This is a genomic window from Sphingopyxis alaskensis RB2256 (genome assembly GCF_000013985.1).
GTDB classification, from domain to species: Bacteria; Pseudomonadota; Alphaproteobacteria; order Sphingomonadales; family Sphingomonadaceae; genus Sphingopyxis; species Sphingopyxis alaskensis.
In genome coordinates this window covers 1,559,718-1,580,603 of sequence record NC_008048.1, presented here as the reverse complement: position 1 = coordinate 1,580,603, position 20,886 = coordinate 1,559,718, and the positions used below count along the sequence as shown (strand labels likewise).

The 20,886-nt window shown below is 64.3% G+C and carries 17 protein-coding genes and 1 tRNA gene; 12 read left to right on the top strand and 6 right to left on the bottom strand.

Features of this window, described 5'->3' with window-relative positions; all coding sequences use genetic code 11:
- The first annotated feature begins 5 nt into the window (after positions 1–5).
- On the top strand, positions 6–1,967 hold the full coding sequence (locus SALA_RS07670; protein ID WP_011541805.1) for a potassium transporter Kup: 1,962 nt from the start codon (positions 6–8) through the stop codon (positions 1,965–1,967).
- Positions 1,968–2,318: 351 nt separating this feature from the next.
- Positions 2,319–4,799: a glycoside hydrolase family 3 protein gene (locus SALA_RS07665; protein WP_011541804.1), complete on the top strand. Its 2,481-nt coding sequence runs from the start codon at positions 2,319–2,321 to the stop codon at positions 4,797–4,799.
- A gap of 221 nt (positions 4,800–5,020) precedes the next feature.
- Here SALA_RS07665 and SALA_RS07660 read toward each other — a convergent pair whose 3' ends face one another.
- On the bottom strand, positions 5,021–6,580 hold the full coding sequence (locus tag SALA_RS07660; protein ID WP_011541803.1) for an MFS transporter: 1,560 nt from the start codon (positions 6,578–6,580) through the stop codon (positions 5,021–5,023).
- Positions 6,581–6,815: 235 nt separating this feature from the next.
- Positions 6,816–8,144: an MFS transporter gene (locus tag SALA_RS07655; RefSeq protein WP_011541802.1), complete on the bottom strand. Its 1,329-nt coding sequence runs from the start codon at positions 8,142–8,144 to the stop codon at positions 6,816–6,818.
- A 382-nt stretch (positions 8,145–8,526) separates the two neighbouring features.
- On the opposite strand from SALA_RS07655, the gene cyoA reads away from it, so the two are divergent.
- From cyoA to SALA_RS07620, 7 genes are read left to right on the top strand one after another with little or no spacing between them, the layout of a single operon-like run.
- Complete coding sequence (gene cyoA, locus SALA_RS07650) at positions 8,527–9,624, top strand: ubiquinol oxidase subunit II (protein ID WP_237700950.1); 1,098 nt, start codon at positions 8,527–8,529, stop codon at positions 9,622–9,624.
- A 21-nt stretch (positions 9,625–9,645) separates the two neighbouring features.
- Positions 9,646–11,664 carry a cytochrome o ubiquinol oxidase subunit I gene (cyoB, locus tag SALA_RS07645; protein WP_011541800.1) on the top strand — a complete coding sequence of 673 codons (2,019 nt, stop codon included), beginning with the start codon at positions 9,646–9,648 and terminating at the stop codon, positions 11,662–11,664.
- A 4-nt stretch (positions 11,665–11,668) separates the two neighbouring features.
- Complete coding sequence (cyoC, locus tag SALA_RS07640) at positions 11,669–12,295, top strand: cytochrome o ubiquinol oxidase subunit III (protein ID WP_011541799.1); 627 nt, start codon at positions 11,669–11,671, stop codon at positions 12,293–12,295.
- Positions 12,292–12,678, top strand: coding sequence for a cytochrome o ubiquinol oxidase subunit IV (gene cyoD, locus SALA_RS07635; protein ID WP_011541798.1), 387 nt, complete (start codon positions 12,292–12,294; stop codon positions 12,676–12,678). The genes cyoC and cyoD overlap by 4 nt, the downstream gene beginning before the upstream one ends.
- Positions 12,675–13,376, top strand: a complete 702-nt coding sequence (locus tag SALA_RS07630; protein WP_011541797.1) for an SURF1 family protein — start codon at positions 12,675–12,677, stop codon at positions 13,374–13,376. Before cyoD ends, SALA_RS07630 begins: the two co-directional genes overlap by 4 nt.
- Positions 13,376–14,683, top strand: coding sequence for an ATP-binding protein (locus tag SALA_RS07625; protein WP_011541796.1), 1,308 nt, complete (start codon positions 13,376–13,378; stop codon positions 14,681–14,683). Before SALA_RS07630 ends, SALA_RS07625 begins: the two co-directional genes overlap by 1 nt.
- Positions 14,680–15,213 carry a response regulator transcription factor gene (locus tag SALA_RS07620; RefSeq protein WP_011541795.1) on the top strand — a complete coding sequence of 178 codons (534 nt, stop codon included), beginning with the start codon at positions 14,680–14,682 and terminating at the stop codon, positions 15,211–15,213. Before SALA_RS07625 ends, SALA_RS07620 begins: the two co-directional genes overlap by 4 nt.
- Positions 15,214–15,288: 75 nt before the next feature.
- Here the strand turns inward: SALA_RS07620 and SALA_RS07615 are convergent, their stop codons facing one another.
- Entirely contained in the window at positions 15,289–15,711 is a 423-nt protein-coding gene (locus tag SALA_RS07615; RefSeq protein WP_011541794.1) for a DUF4112 domain-containing protein, read from the bottom strand.
- Between the two features lie 306 nt (positions 15,712–16,017).
- Positions 16,018–17,523, bottom strand: a complete 1,506-nt coding sequence (locus tag SALA_RS07610) for an ABC transporter substrate-binding protein (RefSeq protein ID WP_011541793.1) — start codon at positions 17,521–17,523, stop codon at positions 16,018–16,020.
- An 86-nt stretch (positions 17,524–17,609) separates the two neighbouring features.
- On the opposite strand from SALA_RS07610, the gene SALA_RS07605 reads away from it, so the two are divergent.
- Entirely contained in the window at positions 17,610–18,542 is a 933-nt protein-coding gene (locus tag SALA_RS07605) for a GNAT family N-acetyltransferase (protein ID WP_011541792.1), read from the top strand.
- A 25-nt stretch (positions 18,543–18,567) separates the two neighbouring features.
- Here SALA_RS07605 and SALA_RS07600 read toward each other — a convergent pair.
- Positions 18,568–18,654, bottom strand: a tRNA-Leu gene (locus SALA_RS07600).
- A 90-nt stretch (positions 18,655–18,744) separates the two neighbouring features.
- Here SALA_RS07600 and SALA_RS07595 point away from each other — a divergent pair.
- Together SALA_RS07595 and SALA_RS07590 are read left to right on the top strand one after the other, a co-directional pair.
- Positions 18,745–19,692, top strand: a complete 948-nt coding sequence (locus SALA_RS07595; RefSeq protein WP_011541791.1) for an ABC transporter ATP-binding protein — start codon at positions 18,745–18,747, stop codon at positions 19,690–19,692.
- Positions 19,689–20,456 (top strand): ABC transporter permease, encoded by a 768-nt coding sequence (locus tag SALA_RS07590; protein ID WP_011541790.1) that lies wholly within the window; start codon positions 19,689–19,691, stop codon positions 20,454–20,456. The genes SALA_RS07595 and SALA_RS07590 overlap by 4 nt, the downstream gene beginning before the upstream one ends.
- Positions 20,457–20,555: 99 nt before the next feature.
- On the opposite strand, the gene SALA_RS07585 is transcribed toward SALA_RS07590, so the two are convergent.
- Positions 20,556–20,834, bottom strand: coding sequence for an integration host factor subunit beta (locus SALA_RS07585; RefSeq protein WP_011541789.1), 279 nt, complete (start codon positions 20,832–20,834; stop codon positions 20,556–20,558).
- Positions 20,835–20,886 lie beyond the last annotated feature (52 nt).

The following is a 20,886-nucleotide window of genomic DNA, read 5'->3' as shown; positions in this document are numbered from 1 at the left end:
GCGCGATGACTGCTGAGTCGCAACGGGCGGCCGAGGGCGTGGCAACCGCCATCGAAGCCGCCGCCGAAACCGGCCATCACGGCCATGGCCCTCATGGTGACGGCAAGCTGAAGCTTGCCGTCGGTGCGGTCGGCGTCGTCTTCGGCGACATCGGTACCAGCCCGCTCTATGCGTTCCGCGAAACCTTTGCGGGGCATCATCCGATCGAGCCCGACCGGCTGCATATCTATGGTGTGCTGAGCCTCGTTTTCTGGTCGATGATGCTCGTCGTCACCTTCAAATATGTGATGACGATCATGCGCGCCGACAACAAGGGCGAGGGGGGCAGCCTCGCGCTGCTCGCGCTGATCAGCCGCTCGTCGGAAGGCAAGCGCTGGACCTGGCCGATCGTCCTTCTGGGCGTGTTTGCCACCGCCCTCTTCTATGGCGACAGCATGATTACCCCGGCGATGTCGGTGCTTTCGGCGACCGAAGGCCTGTCCTATGTCGACAAGGGATTCGAACCCTATATCGTGCCGATCGCCCTGGGCATACTCATCGGCCTGTTCGCGATCCAGGCGCGCGGGACGGCGAAGGTCGGCGCGCTGTTCGGCCCGATCATGCTGCTCTATTTCCTGATGCTTGCAGGGCTTGGTATCCTGCATATCGGCAATAATCCGTGGATCATCGTCGAGACGCTCAACCCGGTCAACGCCCTACGATTCTTTTACCTCGACGGTTTCACGGCCTTTATCGCGCTCGGCGCGGTCGTGCTCGCGGTGACCGGCGCGGAGGCGCTTTATGCCGACATGGGGCATTTCGGTCGCGGGCCGATCGGCCTCTCGTGGCTGAGTTTCGTGCTGCCCGCGTTGATGCTCAACTATATGGGACAGGGCGCGATGGTCCTTGCGGCCGAAGCGGGGCCGCGCACCGAACTGATTGCCGATCCCTTTTTCCAGATGATGCCGCAGTTTCTCGAACTGCCCGTCGTCATCCTCGCGCTGCTTGCGACGATCATCGCCAGCCAGGCGGTGATCTCGGGCGCCTTCTCGCTGACCCAGCAGGCGATCCAGCTCGGCTTCATGCCGCGCCTGCGGGTCGAGCACACCAGCGCGTCGGCGGCGGGGCAGATATACATTCCCATTGTCAACTGGGGGCTGATGGTCATGGTGATTCTGCTCGTCCTCGGCTTCGGCTCGTCGAGCAACCTTGCCGCGGCCTATGGCATTGCCGTGACCGGGGCGATGTTCATCGATACCTGTTTGATGAGCGTCGTGCTCTTCACATTATGGAAATGGCCGGCATGGAAGGCGCTGCCGGTGCTCGCGGTCTTCTTCATCGTCGACATCGCCTATTTCGGCGCCAACCTGATCAAGGTGCCCGACGGCGGCTGGGTGCCGCTGGTGATCGGGCTCACCATCTTCACGCTGCTCACCACCTGGTCGCGCGGGCGCAAGCTGATGCAGGAGGAAATGGCCGAGGGTGCGATGCCGATCCCGATTTTCGTGAAGTCGGCTGCGAACAGCGCGACGCGCGTGCCTGGCACCGCGGTCTTCATGACATCGAGCAGCGACGGCGTGCCGCACGCGCTGCTCCACAACCTCAAGCACAACAAGGTGCTGCACGAGCGCATCATCCTGCTGACGATCAAGATTGCCGACGTGCCGTTCGTCCCCGAAAGCAAGCTTTGCCAGCTCGAAGATCTGGGGCAGGGATTCCACCGGTTGGTGCTCAACTATGGTTTCATGCAGCCGATCGACGTGCCCGAGGCGCTGATGCGGGTGACGAGCTGTGGCGGTGAGTTCAAGATGCTGGAAACCAGCTTTTTCCTGTCGCGCCAGACCCTGATTGCGGCGAAGAAACCGGGGATGCCGATCTGGCGCGAAAAGCTTTTCGCGTGGATGCTGCGCAATTCGGAAAGCGCGATGGAATATTTCCGTCTGCCAAGTAATCGGGTGGTCGAACTGGGTAGCCAGGTCGCGATCTGACCGGCGCGATCGATTTTCGGGCAGCAGGCGGTCGCAGTGGTGGAGAGCAGCCAACAAACGCGCCTGATATCCTCATCATGATGTCGCCGCAGTGATGGTCCGCCCGGCGTTCCCCACTCAACGCGGATCTGACCCCAGGGCCGCATCGACATTCAGCTCTGGCGGCCCGCAAATGGCGGCTTTCGGTGCTTCCGCTCCTCAGTGGCCTCTTGCACATTGCATTCCGGGTCGCGAAAACCATCATTTTCGGCGCGCCATCTCCTGAATGTCGATCCAGCCCGCTCCTCTTGATTTTGACAAATCTTTGTGACACTTGAAATGAGAACGTTCACAAGAGTGAAGGGAGAGACGATGCGGCGGAAATCTATAGGGGTGGCACTTGCGCTCTCGCTTGCCGGGGCTGCTGGCACGGCCGTGGCGATGGACGAGGGGGGGACGCCGGTGCATCCCGAAATCTGGCCTGTTGCGCGTAGCCCCCAGGCAATCAGTGACCCCGCAACCGAACGCCGCATCGACGCCCTTCTCGAGCGGATGACGGTCGAGCAAAAGGTCGGACAGTTGATTCAGGCCGACATCAGCGCGATCACGCCCAAGGATCTCGAAACCTACCCCCTGGGTTCGATTCTTGCGGGTGGAAACAGCGGTCCATACGGCAATGAACGTTCGACTGCTGCCGACTGGGCGCGACTCGTTCGAGAGTTTCGCGAAGCATCGCTGCGACCGGGTGTGAACGGTGTCGCGGTTCCGATCATCTTCGGCATCGATGCCGTCCACGGGCACAACAATGTTCCAGGCGCGACAATTTTTCCGCACAATATCGGGCTCGGCGCCGCACGCGACCCCGGCCTGATCCGCCGTATCGGCGAAATCACGGCCGCCGAAATCGCCGCGAGCGGTATCGAATGGACGTTCGCACCGACGCTCGCGGTGCCGCGCGATCTTCGCTGGGGCCGCTCCTATGAGGGCTATGCCGCCGATCCGCAGCTTGTTGCGCAATATGCGAAAGCAATGACGCTGGGGCTGCAGGGCGAACTCATACCGGGGCAAGCCATCGCGAAGGACCGCGTCGCCGCGACGGCAAAGCATTTTCTGGCCGATGGCGGAACCGAGCATGGCAAGGATCAGGGCGACGCCAGGATCAGCGAGGCCGAGCTCATCGCGGTCCATGCGCAAGGCTATCCCGCCGCGATTGACGCGGGGGCGCTAACCGTCATGGCCAGTTTCTCAAGCTGGAACGGGACCAAGCATCACGGCAACAAAGCGCTGCTGACCACGATCCTGAAAGAACGGATGGGGTTCGAGGGTTTCGTTGTCGGTGACTGGAACGGTCATGGTCAGGTTCCGGGGTGCAGCGTCACCGATTGTCCCCAATCGATCCTGGCCGGACTGGACATGTTCATGGCGCCGGACAGCTGGAAGGGGCTTTACGCATCGACGCTCGAACAGGCGAAGTCGGGGATCATTCCCGCCGCGCGGCTCGATGATGCGGTCCGCCGGATTCTGCGCGTAAAGTTCAAGCTGGGTCTTTTCGACGGCGTCCGGGCTGACCGGGCCGATCCGTCGATCATCGGGGCGCCGGATCATCTGGCCGTCGCGCGCGAGGCGGTCGCCAAATCGCTCGTCCTGCTCAAGAATAATGGCGGTCTGCTGCCCATCCGCCCCGGCGCGCGCGTGCTGGTGGCCGGTCCGGCGGCGCACAGCATGGCGATGCAATCCGGCGGGTGGACCGTCAGCTGGCAGGGCAGCGACGTCACCCGCGACGATTTTCCGAACGGTCAGACGATCTGGGAAGGGATTGAAGAGGCGGTCCGCGCGGCGGGCGGCGCGGCGACGCTTTCAGCCGACGGCAGCTTTACAACAAAACCCGATGTCGCGATCTTTATATTTGGTGAGGAGCCTTATGCTGAGTTTCAGGGCGACGTTCCGACGCTCGATTACCAGCCGGTCAATCCTGCCGACCTCGCCCGGCTCAAGCGGCTGAAGGAAGCAGGGATTCCCGTTGTCGCAGTCTTTCTCTCCGGTCGGCCGTTGTTCACCAATCCCGAGATCAACGCCGCGGACGCCTTCGTCGCTGCGTGGCTGCCCGGTTCACAGGGCGCCGGCGTCGCGGACGTCCTTGTTGCCCGTCGCGACGGCAGGCCGATCCGCGATTTCAGCGGAACACTGCCCTTCGCCTGGCCCGCCACGGCAGCGTCGCCCATCGCCGCGCCGCTGTTTCCGATCGGCTATGGTCTTCGCTACGACAAGCCGCAGATTGTGCCGCTGCTCCCCGAAGATCCCGGAATCGACCTCGCCGCGGCGCTCAATCTCGAAAATTTCTTCGCCGGCGGCCGTGCGCGCGCGCCCTGGTCGATGAGCGTCGGCGATGATGGCGGCGTGCGGCCCGTCGAATCGGCCGCCGTCGTCAGTCCCAACGGGATGCTTTCCGTGAAATCGGTCGATGTAAAGGCGCAGGAGGATGGCAAGCAGTTTCGATGGGCCGGGATGGGATCGGTCCAGATTTCCGGACCGAATGCCGACCTCATGCGTCATCTTGGCCAGGACATGGCCTTGCGCCTCGACGTCCGCGTCGACGCTGTCGGCGAAGGACGCGTCAGCATCGCTTTCGGAAATGCCGCTCTCGACGTGACCGACTGGATCGGCGCGGCGCCGATAGGAAAATTGTCGAAGCTCCAGATTCGACTGCGCTGCTTTGCCGACCGTGGCGCCGATCTGCAGCGCGTTGGAAATCCGCTCAGCCTCACGGGGCATGAGGGGCTCGGGCTGACGCTGCTCGCGGCAAGAATTGAGTCCTCACCGGATGCGCCCCCTTGTCCTTCGAACGCGGAATAGAGTTCGACCGCTCCAGGCGCCGTTGCGCCTCGACCGCTGGCGACGGCGCTTCCCTAGATCGCCTTGCCGACCGGTAAAAGGAGAGCGGGCGATCGCGAATGATCGGGCTCGGGTGCCTGCGACCGGGCGACCGCCTTTCTGTGCCTCGTGGCAGGGACGACCTTGCGTCCAGACCGGGGCGATATGTCGTCCGGTCGCCGATTTCCGTCGACCGCAATCTTTCAGAGCCCGGCCTTGTCGAAGACATGTCCCTCCGGGTCGAGATCGCGCAGGTCGCTCCCTCGCGTTTCGCGGCCGTAACGGGCGAGCAGAACGAGCGATGCCGCCATCACGGGCATAATCGTCAATATGCTTGCCGCCAGCGACGGGACGATGGCGAATATGGCGAGTCCCTGCGCACATACGCCGCCCAGTTTGCTGGATGCCGCGACCCATCCGGTGTTGCGACCGCGAACCCTCAGCGGAAAACTCTCGGCGCTGTAGGGAAGCAGCATCGCAATGATGGCGTTGCTGCCGATGATGAGCAGCGCCGCGGGCAGGAATGGCGAAGCGTTTTCGGCCAGCGCGAACCAGAGCATCCCGCCAAGGCCCGCAAGCGTTGCAAGCGATGCTGCAAACAGCGACAATTTCGTGCTCCAGGCGTGATAAATCCAGGCGACGAAAACGACGGTGGGAAGGGCGACAAGCGCGGAATCGGCAAGCAGGCGGCTCGACGATGTCATGCTGTATCCGCGCGCCACAAGTTCGGCTGGCAGCCAAAGCAACAAGCCGAAATTCACGAGACTCCATGCGATGGCCGTCAGGTTCAGCGCCATCATGCTGCCAGCAAGGTCGGGTCGCTGAAGCGAATCCCGGCGCGGGCGGGGCGGTCCCCGGTCAGCCATATGCAAGCTCGAACCGAAGCGCGCCATGATCCGCCGGGCTTCTTCGTGCCGACCGCGCGCCACGAGAAACTTGGCCGACTCGGGAATGAAGACGCCGAGCGCGACAAGGATAAGACCGCTCGGCAAATTGACGAGCCAAAGAATTCGCCAGCTCAGCAGCGGCTCCAGCCATGCGGCAACCAGGCTGGCAGCGACGTAGCCACCGGCCGCGCCCAGCCCGCCCACGAGCACCAGGCTCCAGCCCCGGTGGCGACTGGGCATCATCTCCGCAAGAAGGGCATAGGTAACCGGCAGCATCCCGCCTGCGGCAGCCCCCATCATGAAACACATGACGATGTTCCAAGCCAATGACGGCATTGTGCCGCAAACCGAAGTGCCCACGAACATTACGGCCGACAACAATATGGTCGCCTTGCGGCCGTAAACATCGGCAACGGCGCCCCAGACGATCGATCCCGTCACCGTTCCCGCCAGCGCCGCGAAGGGAACGAGCGAAACGGTTTCGCGCGACAGGCCATATTCATCCATCATTCCGGGAATCACGAAACCGAGGCTCGCGGGTTTCATGATGTCGATGATGAGCGCGACAACCAGGGCTGCCATCAATCGCCAATGCGCTGCGGACAGGGGAGCATCCTCGGGCGCCGAGACCGACAGGCGGTCAGCGGCAGCGACCTGTTGGGCGAGGTTTGCCGGAAGCAAGCCCCATGCGGCCACGCCGATCCCCGCGACGATGAGCGCCATACCGGCGATCATCATGCCGTCCATCGGCATTCCGGCCATGCGGAAACCGATATCGCGCCCCATCCAGAACATCGGCATATGGGCCACCACGCCGATTGTTACCGCTGTTACCCCGATCAGGAAGAGCCAGGGGCTGCGTCCATTATCTACCATATCGTCCCGGGAAAATTGAGGGCCAGCACCATGCCTGAATCACCGTGTCATTATGGCGCGCCCACGTCGACAGGGAACTCGCGACACGCCTCCTTTTTCTTCATCGGCTGACGTCAGGGCCTGGTCTGAACGCTCCCTGCCACCCGATCCCGGACCGGGCAGATCAGCGGTGCCTGCCATGCGTCAGAGAGCCGTCCCCCGTCTCGCTTTTGAAGCTGCTCCGCGGGGCTCAGGCTCAATCGATCGTGCGTGCAAGTTCGCGGTTGAGCCACAGCGCGACGAGCGTAACGATCGCGCCCGACAGCAGATAGGCACCCGCGGCGATCAGCCCGAATTCGCTCGACAGCCAGAGCGCCACCATCGGTGCGAAACCAGCACCGAACAGCCAGGCGAGGTCGGCGGTGAAGGCCGACCCGGTGTAGCGGTGGCGCGGCGTGAAGTTCGATGAGAGCGCGCCCGACGATTGCCCGAACGACAGGCCGAGCAGGAGGAAGCCGAGGATCATGAAGCTCGCCTCACCCGCCTGGCCCGCGTCGAGCAATTGCGGGGCAAAGCCGCTGAACGCCGCGATCGCCGCCGCCGTCGCGGCAAGCACGGTGCGGCGCCCGAAGCGGTCGGCAAGATAGCCCGAGGCGATGATCGCGATCACGCCGCCGACCGCAGCGATCGCCTCGATCATCAGGAAGCGTGCGGGGGTTTCGTCGGTGAACAGGAACACCCACGACAGCGGATAGACAGTGACCATGTGGAACATCGCGAAGCTGGCGAGCGGGGCGAAGGCGCCGGTGACGATGGTTTTCCATTCCGACCGTACCGTTTCGAGGAGCGGCGCGGGCTGAAGCGCGCGGTTTTCGAACAGCTCGGCATAGTCGGGGGTCACGACGATGCGCAGCCGCGCGAACAGCGCGACGACGTTGATCGCAAAGGCGACGAAGAAAGGATAGCGCCAACCCCAGGCGAGAAAGTCTTCGGCCGGGAGCGCGGAGATCAGGAACATGAAGAGCAGGCTGGCGACGATGAGGCCAAGCGGCGCGCCGAGCTGCGGGATCATCGCATACCAGCCGCGTTTCGATTCGGGGGCGTTCAATGCGAGCAGCGAGGCGAGGCCGTCCCATGAGCCGCCGAGCGCGACGCCCTGGCCCATGCGGAACAGCGCGAGCAGCAGCGCGGCGCCGATGCCGATCGATTCATAGCCGGGCAGGAAGGCGATCGCCGCGGTCGATCCGCCAAGCAGGAACAGCGCAATGGTGAGCTTGGCGCCACGGCCATAACCGCGGTCGATCGCGGTGAAGATGACCGTTCCGACCGGGCGCGCGACAAAGGCGAGGGCAAAGATCGCGAAGGACCAGAGTGTGCCCGCCAGCGGATCGAGGTGCGGAAAGACGAGCTTGGGAAATACCAGCACCGAAGCGATCGCATAGACGAAGAAGTCGAAAAACTCTGAGGTCCGGCCGATGATGACGCCGATGGCGATTTCGGCGGGGTCGATGCGGTGGCCGTCATGGTCGTGGAGGGCGCGAGCGTCGCGTTCGGCCTCGGTCGTCGGGACGGTGTCGGCAGCCATGGTATCGATCCTTGAGCTGGCGCCCGCGCCACGTGGGGACGCGCGGGCACGAGTCGGTCATAGGGCAAAAGCGCCCCCAATGAAAACGCCCCTGCGCGATCACAGCCGATCGCGGGATTGGACAAAATGTCCTATGTGCAGTGCAACACAGGAGGCTTAGGCGCGCGTCATGCCGAGTTATCGCCCACTCTTATCGTCGTATAAAGCCCCTCCCCTTCAGGGGAGGGGTTGGGGGTGGGGGCCATCGGCCTTGCGCAAGGCTTCGAGCCCCCACCCCAACCCCTCCCCTGAAGGGGAGGGGCTTGCATTCTCTTCGGCATTGAAGATTCGCTGGCGCTTCGTGCCGCTGCTCGCCGCGCTGCCGCTCCTGTCGGGGTGCGGCATGGTCGTGCTCGATCCCGCCGGCGATGTCGCGCGCCAGCAAGGCGACCTGATCGTCCTGTCGACGGTGCTGATGCTGCTGATCATCGTGCCGGTGATGGCGCTGACGATCTTTTTCGCATGGAAGTATCGCGCGTCGAACCGGGATGCGACCTACAAGCCCGACTGGGACCATTCGACGCAGCTCGAACTCGTCATCTGGTCGGCGCCGCTGCTCATCATCATCTGCCTCGGCGCGGTGACATGGGTGGCGACGCATCTGCTCGACCCCTATCGCCCGCTGGCGCGGACGGGGCCGGGCAAGCCCGTCGCGGCCGAGGTCAAGCCGCTCGATGTCCAGGTCGTCGCGCTCGACTGGAAATGGCTGTTCATCTATCCCGAACAGGGGGTGGCGACGGTCAACGAACTGGCGGTGCCGGTCGATCGGCCGCTGCGGTTCCGCATCTCCTCCTCCTCGGTCATGAACAGCTTTTACGTGCCCGCGCTCGCGGGTCAGATTTACGCGATGCCGGGGATGGAGACCAAGCTTCACGGCGTGTTCGACAAGACCGGCGAGTATACGGGCTTTTCGGCCAATTATTCGGGCTGGGGCTTTTCCAACATGCGCTTCCGCGTCAAGAGCCTGCCCGCGGGCGAGTTCGACCAATGGGTCGCCGCGACGCGCGCGTCGGCCGAAGGCGACCTCAGCCGCAACGCCTATCTGAAGCTCGAAACGCCGTCGCAGAAGGAACCGGTGCGCCGCTTCGTCGCGAGCGACCCGCAGCTGTTCGACGCAGTGGTCAACATGTGCGTCGAGCCCGGCAAGATGTGCATGCACGACATGATGTCGCTCGATGCCGCGGGCGGCGCGGGGATTGCGGGCATCGGCAATGTCCGGCAGGTCACCTATGACAAGTTCGCCGCGCGCGGCACCGTCGATGCCGCCCGCTGGTCGATGCGCTATGTCGCCGCCTGGTGCAGCGCGCCGGTGATGTCGAACGATCGCCCCGACGCCAAACCCGTGTCGCCCGAGAAGCTGAAGGGCGAGGGGCTGCCGTTGCCGGGCAAGACCGCCCGCACCGCGCTGAACGCGCCCGCCGCTACGCGCCCGCTGTCCTGACCGTCTGCCGAGCTGAAACCCATGTCCGACGCCATCATCCCGCATCCCGCGCCCCCGACGCACCCGATCTTCGGCAAGCTGTCGGTCGACGCGATCCCGCTGCACGAGCCGATCCTGGTCGCGACCTTCATCGGCGTGGCGATCGGCGGTATCGCCGTGCTCGCGCTGCTCACCAGATATCGCCTGTGGGGCTATTTGTGGAAGGAGTGGTTCACCACGGTCGACCACAAGCGCATCGGGATCATGTACATGATCCTGGGGCTGATCATGTTCCTGCGCGGTTTTGCCGACGCGATCATGATGCGATTGCAGCAGGTGATGGCGTTCGGCGGGTCCGAGGGCTATCTCAACGCGCATCATTATGACCAGGTGTTCACCGCGCACGGCGTCATCATGATCTTTTTCGTCGCAATGCCGTTCATCACCGGCCTGATGAACTATATCGTGCCGCTCCAGATCGGCGCGCGCGACGTCAGCTTTCCCTTCCTCAACAATTTCAGCTTCTGGATGACGAGCGCGGGCGCGGCGCTGACGATGATCTCGCTGTTCGTCGGCGAATATGCGCAGACCGGCTGGCTGGCCTATCCGCCCTTGTCGGGCATCGCCTACAGCCCCAATGTCGGGGTCGATTATTATATCTGGGGGCTTCAGATCGCCGGGGTTGGCACCACGCTGTCGGGCATCAACCTGATCGTCACCATCCTGAAGCTGCGCGCGCCGGGCATGGGGCTGATGAAGATGCCGGTCTTTACCTGGACGTCGCTCTGCTCGAACATATTGATCGTCGCGAGTTTCCCGATCCTGACCGCGACGCTCGCGCTGCTCAGCCTCGATCGCTACGCGGGGACCAATTTCTTCACCAACGATCTCGGCGGATCGCCGATGATGTATGTGAACCTGATCTGGATCTGGGGGCACCCGGAGGTCTACATCCTCATCCTGCCGCTGTTCGGCGTCTTTTCCGAAGTCACCTCGACCTTCTCGGGTAAAAGGCTCTTCGGCTATACGTCGATGGTTTATGCGACGGTGTGCATCACGATCCTGTCGTACATCGTCTGGCTGCACCATTTCTTCACCATGGGGTCGGGCGCCAGCGTCAACAGCTTTTTCGGCATCACGACGATGGTGATTTCGATCCCGACGGGAGCCAAGCTCTTCAACTGGCTCTTCACCATGTACCGCGGCCGCATTCGCTATGAACTGCCGATGATGTGGACGATCGCCTTCATGCTGACCTTCGTCGTCGGCGGCATGACCGGGGTGTTGCTCGCGGTGCCGCCCGCCGACTTTGTGCTGCACAATTCGCTGTTTCTGATCGCGCATTTCCACAATGTCATCATCGGCGGCGTGTTGTTCGGTCTGTTCGCGGCGATCAATTACTGGTGGCCCAAGGCGTTCGGGTTCAAGCTCGATGTGTTCTGGGGCAAGGTCAGCTTCTGGTGCTGGGTCGTCGGTTTCTGGGTCGCCTTTACCCCGCTCTATATCCTCGGCCTGATGGGCGTCACGCGGCGGATGCGCGTGTTCGATGACCCCAGCCTGCAAATCTGGTTCGCGATCGCCGGGGTCGGCGCGCTGATCATCGCCGCGGGCATCGGCGCGATGCTCGTCCAGTTCGCGGTCAGCATCTGGCGCCGCAAGGAGCTCGCCGAGGAAAGCGGCGATCCGTGGGACGGGCGCACGCTCGAATGGGCGACCAGCTCGCCGCCGCCCGACTATAATTTCGCCTTCACGCCCGTCATTCACGACCTCGACGCCTGGTACGACATGAAGAAGCGCGGGGGGCAGCGGCCGGTTGGCGGGTTCCGCGACATTCACATGCCGAGCAATACGGGCGCGGGGATCATCCTGTCGGGCCTCTGCCTTGTCCTGGGGTTCGCGCTCGTCTGGCATATCTGGTGGCTGGTCGGGCTGAGCTTCGTCGCGGTGATCGCGGGGGCGATCATCCACACCTTCAACTACAAGCGCGATTTCGACATTCCGGCGGCGACCGTCGCGGCGATCGAGGGCGCGCGCACCCGCCAGCTGGCGGCCGGAGCCTGATGCGATGAGTGCTACGACCCTGACCGCCGACGAGCCTGTCCGCTTCTACGACCTCGACGAACATCCGCATCCCGAAGGGCACAGCACGATGCTGGGCTTCTGGATCTATCTGATGAGCGATTGCCTCATCTTCGCAATCCTCTTTGCCTGCTATGCGGTGCTCGGCGGCAGCTATGCCGCCGGGCCGGCGCCGAAGGATCTGTTCGACCTGAAACTGATCGCGCTCAACACCGCGATGCTGCTCTTCTCGTCGATCACCTATGGCTTTGCGGTGCTCCAGATGCAGCAGGGCAGGGTGAAGGGCGTCCAGCTGTGGCTCGCCGTCACCGGCCTGTTCGGGCTCGCCTTCCTCGGCATCGAGCTTTATGAGTTCCACCATCTGATCGAGATCGGCGCGACGCCGCAGCGCAGCGCCTTCCTCTCGGCCTTTTTCACCCTCGTCGGCACCCACGGGCTGCACGTCACTTTTGGTATCATCTGGCTGGTGACCTTGATGGTGCAATTGTCGAAGCACGGGCTGATCGCCGCGAACAAGCGCCGGGTGATGTGCCTTAGCATGTTCTGGCACTTCCTCGACGTCGTGTGGATCGGCGTCTTCACCTTTGTCTATCTGACGGGAGTGCTGCGATGAGCGCCGACCCCCACGCCGCGCACGGTCATGGCGAGATCGAGATGCCGCACGCGACGATGCGCGACTATGTCATCGGTTTTGTGCTGTCGGTGATCCTGACCGCCATCCCCTTCTGGCTGGTGATGACAATGCCGCTGAGCGCGGGCACGACCGGCGCGATCATCATGGCCTTTGCGGTGGTGCAGATCGTCGTCCACATGGTCTTTTTCCTGCATATGACGCCGAAGGCGGAGGGCGGCTGGTCGCTGACCTCGCTCGTCTTTACCGTCATCGTCGTCGTCATCATGCTCGCGGGGTCGCTGTGGGTGATGCACCACCTCAACACCAACATGATGCCGATGCCGCACGAACCGACGAGCCGGCTCGAGAGCCGGGCGCCGTGACGCGCGCCCGCCGCGCGGGTTTTGCCGCGGCGGCGCTGATCGCGGCCGTGCTTCTGGCGGGGCTCGGTGTGTGGCAGGTCGAGCGGCGCGCGTGGAAGCATGAGCTGGTCGCCGCGGTCGATGCGCGCATCCATGCCGCGCCGGTCGCCGCGCCGGGGCCGGATGCCTGGCCGCGGATCAACGCAAAGGATGACGCCTATCTCCGCGTTACCGCGACCGGCGTGTTCCGCCACGATCGCGAGACTTTGATTCAGGCAGTGACCGAGCGCGGCGCGGGATTCTGGGTGCTGACACCGCTCGAAACGCCGCGCTTCACGCTGCTTGTCAATCGCGGGTTTGTGCCGGCGAACCGGCGCGACGCCGCGACGCGGGCGGCGGGCAATGTCGCGGGACCGGTGAGGATAACCGGCCTGTTGCGCGTGAGCGAGCCCGACGGCGCCTTCCTGCGTGCAAATGATCCGGCTGCGGGTCGCTGGTACTCGCGCGATGTCGCGGCGATCGCCAAGGCGCGGGGGCTGGGACGGGTGGCCCCCTATTTCGTCGATGCCGATGCGGCGCCGAACCCCGGCGGCTATCCGGTCGGGGGACTGACGGTGGTGCGCTTTCGCGACAATCACCTCGTCTACGCACTGACCTGGTTCGCGCTCAGCGCACTCAGTCTCTTTTTTGCGTGGCGACTGTGGCATAGTCGCGACTGATGACCGACCTTTCGATCCTGCCGCCGGCGCCCAGCACGGCGCCCGCCGGCCGCCGCAACATGGCGCTGCTGATCCAGCTGCGCTGGCTCGCGGTGGGCGGGCAGCTGGCGACGATCGGCATCGTCAGCGGACCGATGGGCATTTCGCTCGAGCGTGCGCCGCTGCTCGGCGCGATCCTCGTGCTCATCGCGATCAACCTCGCCAGCGCCGCCCTGCTGCGCCGCGGCCGCGCGGTGACCAATGCCGAACTGACCGCGGCGCTGCTCTTCGATGTCGCCGCGCTTGGCTGGCAGCTCCACCATAGCGGCGGCCTCGCCAATCCCTTCGCGTCGCTGTTCCTGCTGCAAGTCGTGATCGGCGCGATCCTGCTCACCCCGCGCTCATCCTGGGCGATCGTGGTCGCCGCGTTGATTGCCCTCGCGGCGCTCCGCATCGACCCGACGCCGCTCGTGCTGCCGCCCGCCTATGCCGCTGATCCGATGGGACTGTATCTCAAGGGCAGCTTCGTCTGCTTCCTGCTGATTGCCGTCCTGCTCGTCGCCTTCGTCACGCGGATCAGCCGCAATCTGCGCGACAGCGACGCGGCGCTCGCGGCGAGCCGCCAGCGCGCGGCGGAGGAGGATCATATCGTGCGCATGGGGCTGCTCGCCTCGGGCGCGGCGCATGAGCTTGGCACGCCGCTCTCGACCCTGTCGGTGCTGATCGGCGACTGGAAAGCCGCGGCGCGGCTGGAGGACGACCGCGAATTGCAGGAGGATCTGGCCGATATGGACGCGGCGGTGCAGCGATGCAAGGCGATCGTCAGCGGCATTTTGATGTCAGCGGGCGAGGCGCGCGGCGAGGCGCCGCAACTTACCACGATGCGCGCGGCGTTCGGCGAGATCGTTGCCCACGCGCGCGCGGCGCGCCGCCCCGACACGCTGGAGTTTCACGACCGCTTTGGCGCCGATGTCGCCATCGTCTCCGACCCCGCGTTGCGGCAGGTGATCGGCAATGTGCTCGACAATGCCGCCGAAGTGTCGCCGGGCTGGACCAGCTTCACCGCGTCGCGCGATGGCGAGATGCTGGTGATCGAAATCGCCGACCGCGGCCCCGGTTTCAGCGACGAGATGATCGACGGGTTCGGCCAGCCCTATCGCTCGACCAAGGGGCGCCCCGGCGGCGGGCTGGGGTTGTTCCTGCTCGTCAATGTGCTGCGCAAGCTGGGCGGCGGGGCCACGGTCGCCAACCGCGACGAAGGCGGGGCGCTCGTGCGGATATGGCTGCCGATCGCGGCGCTCGCGCGGCTGGGTGGAGGAACGGCATGAGCGAGACGCGCCAATTGCTCATTGTCGAGGATGACGAGGCGTTCGCGCGGACGCTGAAACGCTCGTTCGAGCGGCGCGGCTATGAGGTGTTCGTGGCGGGCAGCTTCGAGGCGATGGACGCGGTGCTGAAGACGGTGCGGCCGGGCTATGCCGTCGTCGACCTGAAGCTCGGCAGCGCGTCGGGGCTCGCCTGCGTGCAGGCGCTGCGCGCGGCCGACCCGGTGATGCGGATCGTCGTGCTGACGGGCTTTGCGAGCATCGCCACCGCGGTCGAGGCGATCAAGCTCGGCGCCTCCTATTATCTCGCCAAGCCGTCGAACACCGACGACATCGAGGCGGCGTTCGAGCGCGCCGAGGGCAACCCCGACGCCGCGCTCGACGCGCGCCCCTCGTCGATCAAGACCGTCGAGTGGGAGCATATCCATCAGACGCTGGTCGAAACCGGCTTCAACATCTCCGAAACCGCGCGTCGGCTGGGGATGCACCGGCGCACACTCGCGCGCAAGCTGGAGAAACGGCAGGTCCGCTGAGCGGGACCGGGCCGGGACCCATCATCCTGTTCACCCGATCGTCCTCCCCCGGCCTTCGCCGGGATGACGACGCTGCTACTGCTCGATGACGAGCGTTCCGGGATGATGCTTGTCGAGATGTTTCTTGATGATCCTGAGGTTCCGCGTGTTCGAGCGGAAGAAAAAGTCGAAGGCATCGCCGACCAGCGGGACAGCGCCGAGCGCCGTGTCGATTCCCAGATTGCCGACCATGCGCCAGATCTTCCACTTCGGCATACCGAGGTTGCGCGCTTCCCAGATCAGATAGGCGCCCATCGTCGCGGCGATGACGTCGCCGACGACGGGGACCAGCCCGACGATCGCATCGAGGCCGACGGCGCGATTGATGCCTGGAATGACAAAGCCGCGTTCGAGCAGGATTTCGAGCATCTCGACGCGCTTGCGCAGCGCAGCGGGGTCGGTGCGGTCGGGAATCAGCGCGTCGAAGATTGCGTCGGGATTGCGGGACGAAGGGGCCATCGGGGTCCTTTAGAAGCACTCCAGTGCGAGCACCACTGTATTAGGGTCAGGACCCATTAATTCCCCGTTCGAGGCGTCGAAATGGCGAAGATATCGGGCCTTGGCGGGTGCAGCGGGTAGCATCGCTACCCGCAAGGCCGCGAAGGTCCGAGATTGAAGCCATTTCGGCGTCCCTTCGGGATTTGACCGATTTTGCCCATGGCAGCGTCGAAAAGTCTTGAAATATATTCATATTCCCGCGCCTTTCCTCCTCGCCCTGAGCAAAATCGCCTCAAACCTCGAACGGGTAATTAATGGGTCCTGACCCTAGTTGGGTATGGCAATCAGATGATTCAATGGGTGCTGCGCGCGGCCGTTGGCGCGCAGCCCGGTCAGGCGCTGCGACGCGACCGACCAGCGCAGCGGCGTCGCGAGCGGGATGAAGGGGGCGTAACGCGCGAGCACCGCCTCGGCGTCGCCGATCTGCCGGGCGCGCTGGCCCGCGTCGATATTGATCGTCGCCTGATCGATCAGATCCTGCGCCTCGCGGTTGCACAGCGTGTCGCGGCGACACGACAGGCGGCGCAGCGCCCAGAGCGGATCGTCGTTCGGCGCGACCTCGTCGATCAGTCGCAAATCGGCGTTCGACGACATTGAGACGCGGCGGCTGGGAACGCCGATCGCAGCCAGATCGGCGGCAACATAGGCGAAAAGGATGCGGCCGCCCGGCGAATCGGGGACGGCGATGCGCAGCGGTTCGATTTCGCGTCCGGCGCTGCGCCAGGCCTCGACGACGCGCCGCGCCTGCGCCAGCCGCGACGCCTCGTCATAATCCGCCCACGCGGGCAGCAGCGGCGCGGGGCCGCCGTCGCGCGTATAGAGCAACGGGCGCAGCGTGACCTGCGGCTGCCACTCGGTCAGCCCGAAGGCTTCGACCAGCCGCTCGCGCCGGATGGCGCGCACCAGCGCGTCACGATTGGTGTCGGTCGCCAGAAAACCTTCGGCGCGGACAAAGGCCAGCCCGAACAGGCCGGGCACGGGATCGACCACCAGCCGCGAGCGGCCGATGTTCGAGGCGACGAAATAGGGAAGGGTCGAAAAGCGCCCGCCGATCACCCCGTCGGCATAGCCGTTCTTGAAGCGCGCAAGCGCCCCTTGCGGCGACGTGCCGACCAGCTCGATCGACGCGGCGGGATCACTCGCCGCGGCTTCGGCCGCCTCCGGATCTTCGGCGAGCGGATCGGGGACCGGTGACAGCAGCATCGCCCGCCCGACCTTGCGCGCACGCATCGGTCCCCAGCCCATGCCCCGGTTGACGATCGCCATCGACGGTTGCGCGAGCAGTTCGAGCAGAGCGGGTTGCGGCACCGACAGGCGGATTTCGATGACCGTATCGGTCATCGCCTTGATCGTTTCGACCTCGGGAAAATCGTCCTTCAGCACATGGCGGCTCGCAGGCGCGAGGTAGGAGCGAAGGATAGAGGCCACCGTCTCGGCGGTCACCTTGCTGCCGTTGCTCCATTTCGCTTCGGTGATGCGGAAGATATAGCTGCGCCCGTCGGTGGTGACTGTCCAGCGGTCGGCCAGCCCGGTGTCGATCTGGCCCTCCCCGTCGTAACTGACCAGCCCTTGCGAGGTCGCGTCGAGCAGCGCCGCATTGGCGGTCGAAAGCTCGCCGCGCGCGGGGTTGGCCATCGGGTTGAGCTCACCGATCGCGGCGACGCGAACCGGGCCGCGCTCGCCAAAAAGGTCACAACCGGACAGCGCCAGCATCAGGCCCGTCGCGGCCGCCGTCGCCATCGCGCGGCGTGTGTTGCGGCCCATTGCTGTCATTCCGGAACGTCCCTCAAATCGTGTAAGCCAATCATAACCATGTGCTGCCAAAGCGGAATAGGGGTATATCGAATAATGGGCAGGAGATGACGGGCGGCGGAAGCGGAGAGGTCGGCGAGCGCGTCGCGCTGCGCATCGAAGTCGCGGGGCGGACGCTCGGCCATGTCCGGCGCGAGCTTGCCGTCGTCGCGCATGGGCTTGACGATATATGGGCGCCCGCGGCGCGCGCGATGCCACCCCCGGGGCGCGACGGCTGGCTGCTGCGATCCTTGCCGCGCGAACGCTTGCCCGCCCTGAGGGCGGAATTGACGGGTTGGCTGGTCGCCGAGCGTCAGGCCTATCCACGCCATTATGTGCCGATGGAGGGACAGGACTTCGACGACTGGTGGCAGGGCTTTTCGTCCAGGACCCGTTCCACCCTGTCGCGCAAGGCGCGGCGGCTCGCCGATCATTGCGGGGGCGGTGTCTCGGTGCGCTGCTATCGAACCGCCGACGAGATTGCCGAGTTCATGGGCATCGCCGCCGCACTGTCGGCGCAGACCTATCAGGCGCGGCTGATGCAGGCGGGGCTTCCCGCGGCCGAAGCCGATCGCGCATATGCGGTCGCAGCCGCGGCCGAAGACCGGGTTCGCGCCTTTCTGTTGTTCGCGGGGGAGCGCGCGATCGCCTATCTTTACCTGCCCGTCGAGCGCGACATATTGATCTATGCCCATCCGGGCTATGATCCCGCGTTTGCTGCGCTGTCGCCGGGAAGCGTGCTGCATGTCGAAGCGATGCGCGCGCTTTTCGCCGAGGGGCGGTTTCGCGCCTTCGACTTCACCGAGGGCGATGGCGCGCACAAGGCGCAATTCGGTCGCGCGTCGGTCGATTGCGCCGACATTCTGGTGCTGCGGCCGACGCTGCGTAACCGCGCGGCACTCGGACTGATGAAGGGGGTCGACCGGCTGGCTGGCGCTGGCAAATATCTGCTCGATCGCCTGGGTCTGCGCGCGAAAGCCAAGGCGCTGATTCGGAGATGATTCGGCCTCGATGGCCGGGATGTTGTGGTGCGGACGGCGGGACTTGAACCCGCATGACACCAGGGTCGGCAGATTTTAAGTCTGCTGCGTCTACCGATTTCGCCACGTCCGCACGCGCGGTGCCGGTCAAGCCGACCGACCGGGGGAGGTCAAGCAAGTTTCGCGCTTTGCGCTGGGCGCCGCGTCGGCTAGACCGCCTGCCATGACAGCCGTTCTCCAGCTCTCCGGCCTCGGAAAAACCTATAAAAGCGGTCACATAGCACTCAGCAATGTCGATCTCGAAATCAACAAGGGCGAAATTTTCGCGCTGCTCGGCCCCAATGGCGCGGGCAAGACGACGCTGATCAGCATCGTGTGTGGAATCGTCACGGCCAGCTCGGGAACTGTGCTGGTCGGGGGGCATGACCATGCCCGCGATTATCGCGCCGCGCGGTCGATGATCGGGCTGGTGCCGCAGGAACTGCACACCGACGCCTTTGAAACCGTGCTCGCGACGGTCAGCTTTTCGCGCGGGCTGTTCGGCAAGCCCAAAAACCCCGCCTATATCGAACAATTGCTCCGCGACCTGTCGCTGTGGGACAAGCGGAACAGCAAGATCATGGAACTGTCGGGCGGCATGAAGCGCCGCGTGATGATCGCCAAGGCGCTGAGTCACGAACCCGAAATCCTGTTCCTCGACGAACCGACCGCGGGGGTCGATGTCGAGCTGCGCCGCGACATGTGGGCGATGGTGCATGGGCTTCGCGAGCGCGGCGTGACGATCATCCTGACGACGCATTATATCGAGGAGGCCGAAGAAATGGCCGACCGCGTCGGCGTCATCAGCAAGGGACAGATCATCCTCGTCGAGGAAAAACATGCGCTGATCAAGAAACTCGGCCGCAAGACGCTGACGCTCAATCTTGCCGAGCCGCTGGACGCCGTGCCGCCCGAACTGGCGGACTGGAAGCTCGAACTGGCGGGCGACGGGCACGAACTTGTCTACGAGTTCGACAGTCAGGCCGAAGCGACGGGCGTACCCTCGCTGCTCCGCCGGATGTCCGACATCGGCGTCGGTTTCAAGGACCTGCATACAAAGCAAAGCTCGCTCGAGGATATTTTCGTCGGGCTGGTGCGAGAGGATAAGGGCGCGAGGGAGGCGACCGCATGATTTCCAACCTTCGCGGCATCCGCGCCATCTATCTGTTCGAAATGGCGCGCTTCGGGCGCACCTTCTGGACCAGCCTGATGCTGCCCGTCATCACGACGGCGCTCTATTTCGTCGTTTTCGGTTCGGCGATCGGCGGCCGCATGGCGGAGGTCGGCGGGGTGCCCTATGGTGCCTTCATCGTGCCGGGGCTGATGATGCTGACGATGTTCACCGAAAGCATCAGCAACGCCTCCTTCGGCATCTATATGCCCAAATGGACGGGCACGATCTATGAAATGCTGTCGGCGCCGCTGTCGCCGCTTGAAACGGTGATCGCCTATGTCGGCGCGGCGGCGACCAAATCGGTGATCATCGGATCGATCATATTCGCTACGGCGCACCTGTTCGTCGATGTTCAGGTCGCCCATCCGCTGCTCATGATCCTCTTCATGATCCTGATGGCGGTGACCTTCTGCCTCTTTGGCTTCATCATCGGCGTGTGGGCGCAAAGTTTCGAGCAGTTGCAGGTGATCCCGCTGCTCATTGTCTATCCGCTGACCTTTCTCGGCGGTGCCTTTTATTCGCTCGACATGCTGCCCGCCGCGTGGCGGACGGTGACGCTGTTCAACCCCGTCGTCTATCTGATCAGCGGCTTTCGCTGGACCTTTTTCGGCCAGGGCGACGTCGCGATCGAGGTGAGCATGGGAGCGGTGGCGCTTTTCTTCACGCTGTGCCTGGCGGTTATCTTCTGGATGTTCCGGACTGGCTACCGGCTCAAGAATTGAGGTTTCGATAGCGTCATTGCGAGCGCAGCGAAGCAATCTCCGGTTCGATAGCTGGAGATTGCTTCGCTGCGCTCGCAATGACGATGTTTGGGATAGCGCTCAGCTGTTCAGCCGCTCGCGCATTTCCTTTCCGGGTTTGAAATAGGGCACTTTCTTGGCCTTCACCTCGACCGCGGCGCCGGTGCGCGGATTGCGACCGGTGCGCGACTCGCGCGCGCGGGTCGAGAAAGCGCCAAAGCCGCGCAGTTCGACGCGGCCCCCCGTCGCGAGCTGATCGACGATGGAATCGAAAAAAGTGTCGACAATGCGTTCGACCTCTTCGACCCGCAAATCGCTGTTTTCGTTCGCGATCTTCTGAACCAGTTCTGACCGGATCATGTGCTTCCCCTATCTCGCATAGCCACGCTTCGCCCGCAAATGCAGACGCATC

Coding starts and splice junctions, on each gene's coding strand:
- SALA_RS07670 (WP_011541805.1), top strand. CDS start 6: ATGACTGCTGAGTCGCAACGGGCGGCCGAGGGCGTGGCAACCGCCATC.
- SALA_RS07665 (WP_011541804.1), top strand. CDS start 2,319: ATGCGGCGGAAATCTATAGGGGTGGCACTTGCGCTCTCGCTTGCCGGG.
- SALA_RS07660 (WP_011541803.1), bottom strand. CDS start 6,580: ATGGTAGATAATGGACGCAGCCCCTGGCTCTTCCTGATCGGGGTAACA.
- SALA_RS07655 (WP_011541802.1), bottom strand. CDS start 8,144: ATGGCTGCCGACACCGTCCCGACGACCGAGGCCGAACGCGACGCTCGC.
- cyoA (WP_237700950.1), top strand. CDS start 8,527: ATGGTCGTGCTCGATCCCGCCGGCGATGTCGCGCGCCAGCAAGGCGAC.
- cyoB (WP_011541800.1), top strand. CDS start 9,646: ATGTCCGACGCCATCATCCCGCATCCCGCGCCCCCGACGCACCCGATC.
- cyoC (WP_011541799.1), top strand. CDS start 11,669: ATGAGTGCTACGACCCTGACCGCCGACGAGCCTGTCCGCTTCTACGAC.
- cyoD (WP_011541798.1), top strand. CDS start 12,292: ATGAGCGCCGACCCCCACGCCGCGCACGGTCATGGCGAGATCGAGATG.
- SALA_RS07625 (WP_011541796.1), top strand. CDS start 13,376: ATGACCGACCTTTCGATCCTGCCGCCGGCGCCCAGCACGGCGCCCGCC.
- SALA_RS07620 (WP_011541795.1), top strand. CDS start 14,680: ATGAGCGAGACGCGCCAATTGCTCATTGTCGAGGATGACGAGGCGTTC.
- SALA_RS07615 (WP_011541794.1), bottom strand. CDS start 15,711: ATGGCCCCTTCGTCCCGCAATCCCGACGCAATCTTCGACGCGCTGATT.
- SALA_RS07610 (WP_011541793.1), bottom strand. CDS start 17,523: ATGACAGCAATGGGCCGCAACACACGCCGCGCGATGGCGACGGCGGCC.
- SALA_RS07605 (WP_011541792.1), top strand. CDS start 17,610: ATGACGGGCGGCGGAAGCGGAGAGGTCGGCGAGCGCGTCGCGCTGCGC.
- SALA_RS07595 (WP_011541791.1), top strand. CDS start 18,745: ATGACAGCCGTTCTCCAGCTCTCCGGCCTCGGAAAAACCTATAAAAGC.
- SALA_RS07590 (WP_011541790.1), top strand. CDS start 19,689: ATGATTTCCAACCTTCGCGGCATCCGCGCCATCTATCTGTTCGAAATG.
- SALA_RS07585 (WP_011541789.1), bottom strand. CDS start 20,834: ATGATCCGGTCAGAACTGGTTCAGAAGATCGCGAACGAAAACAGCGAT.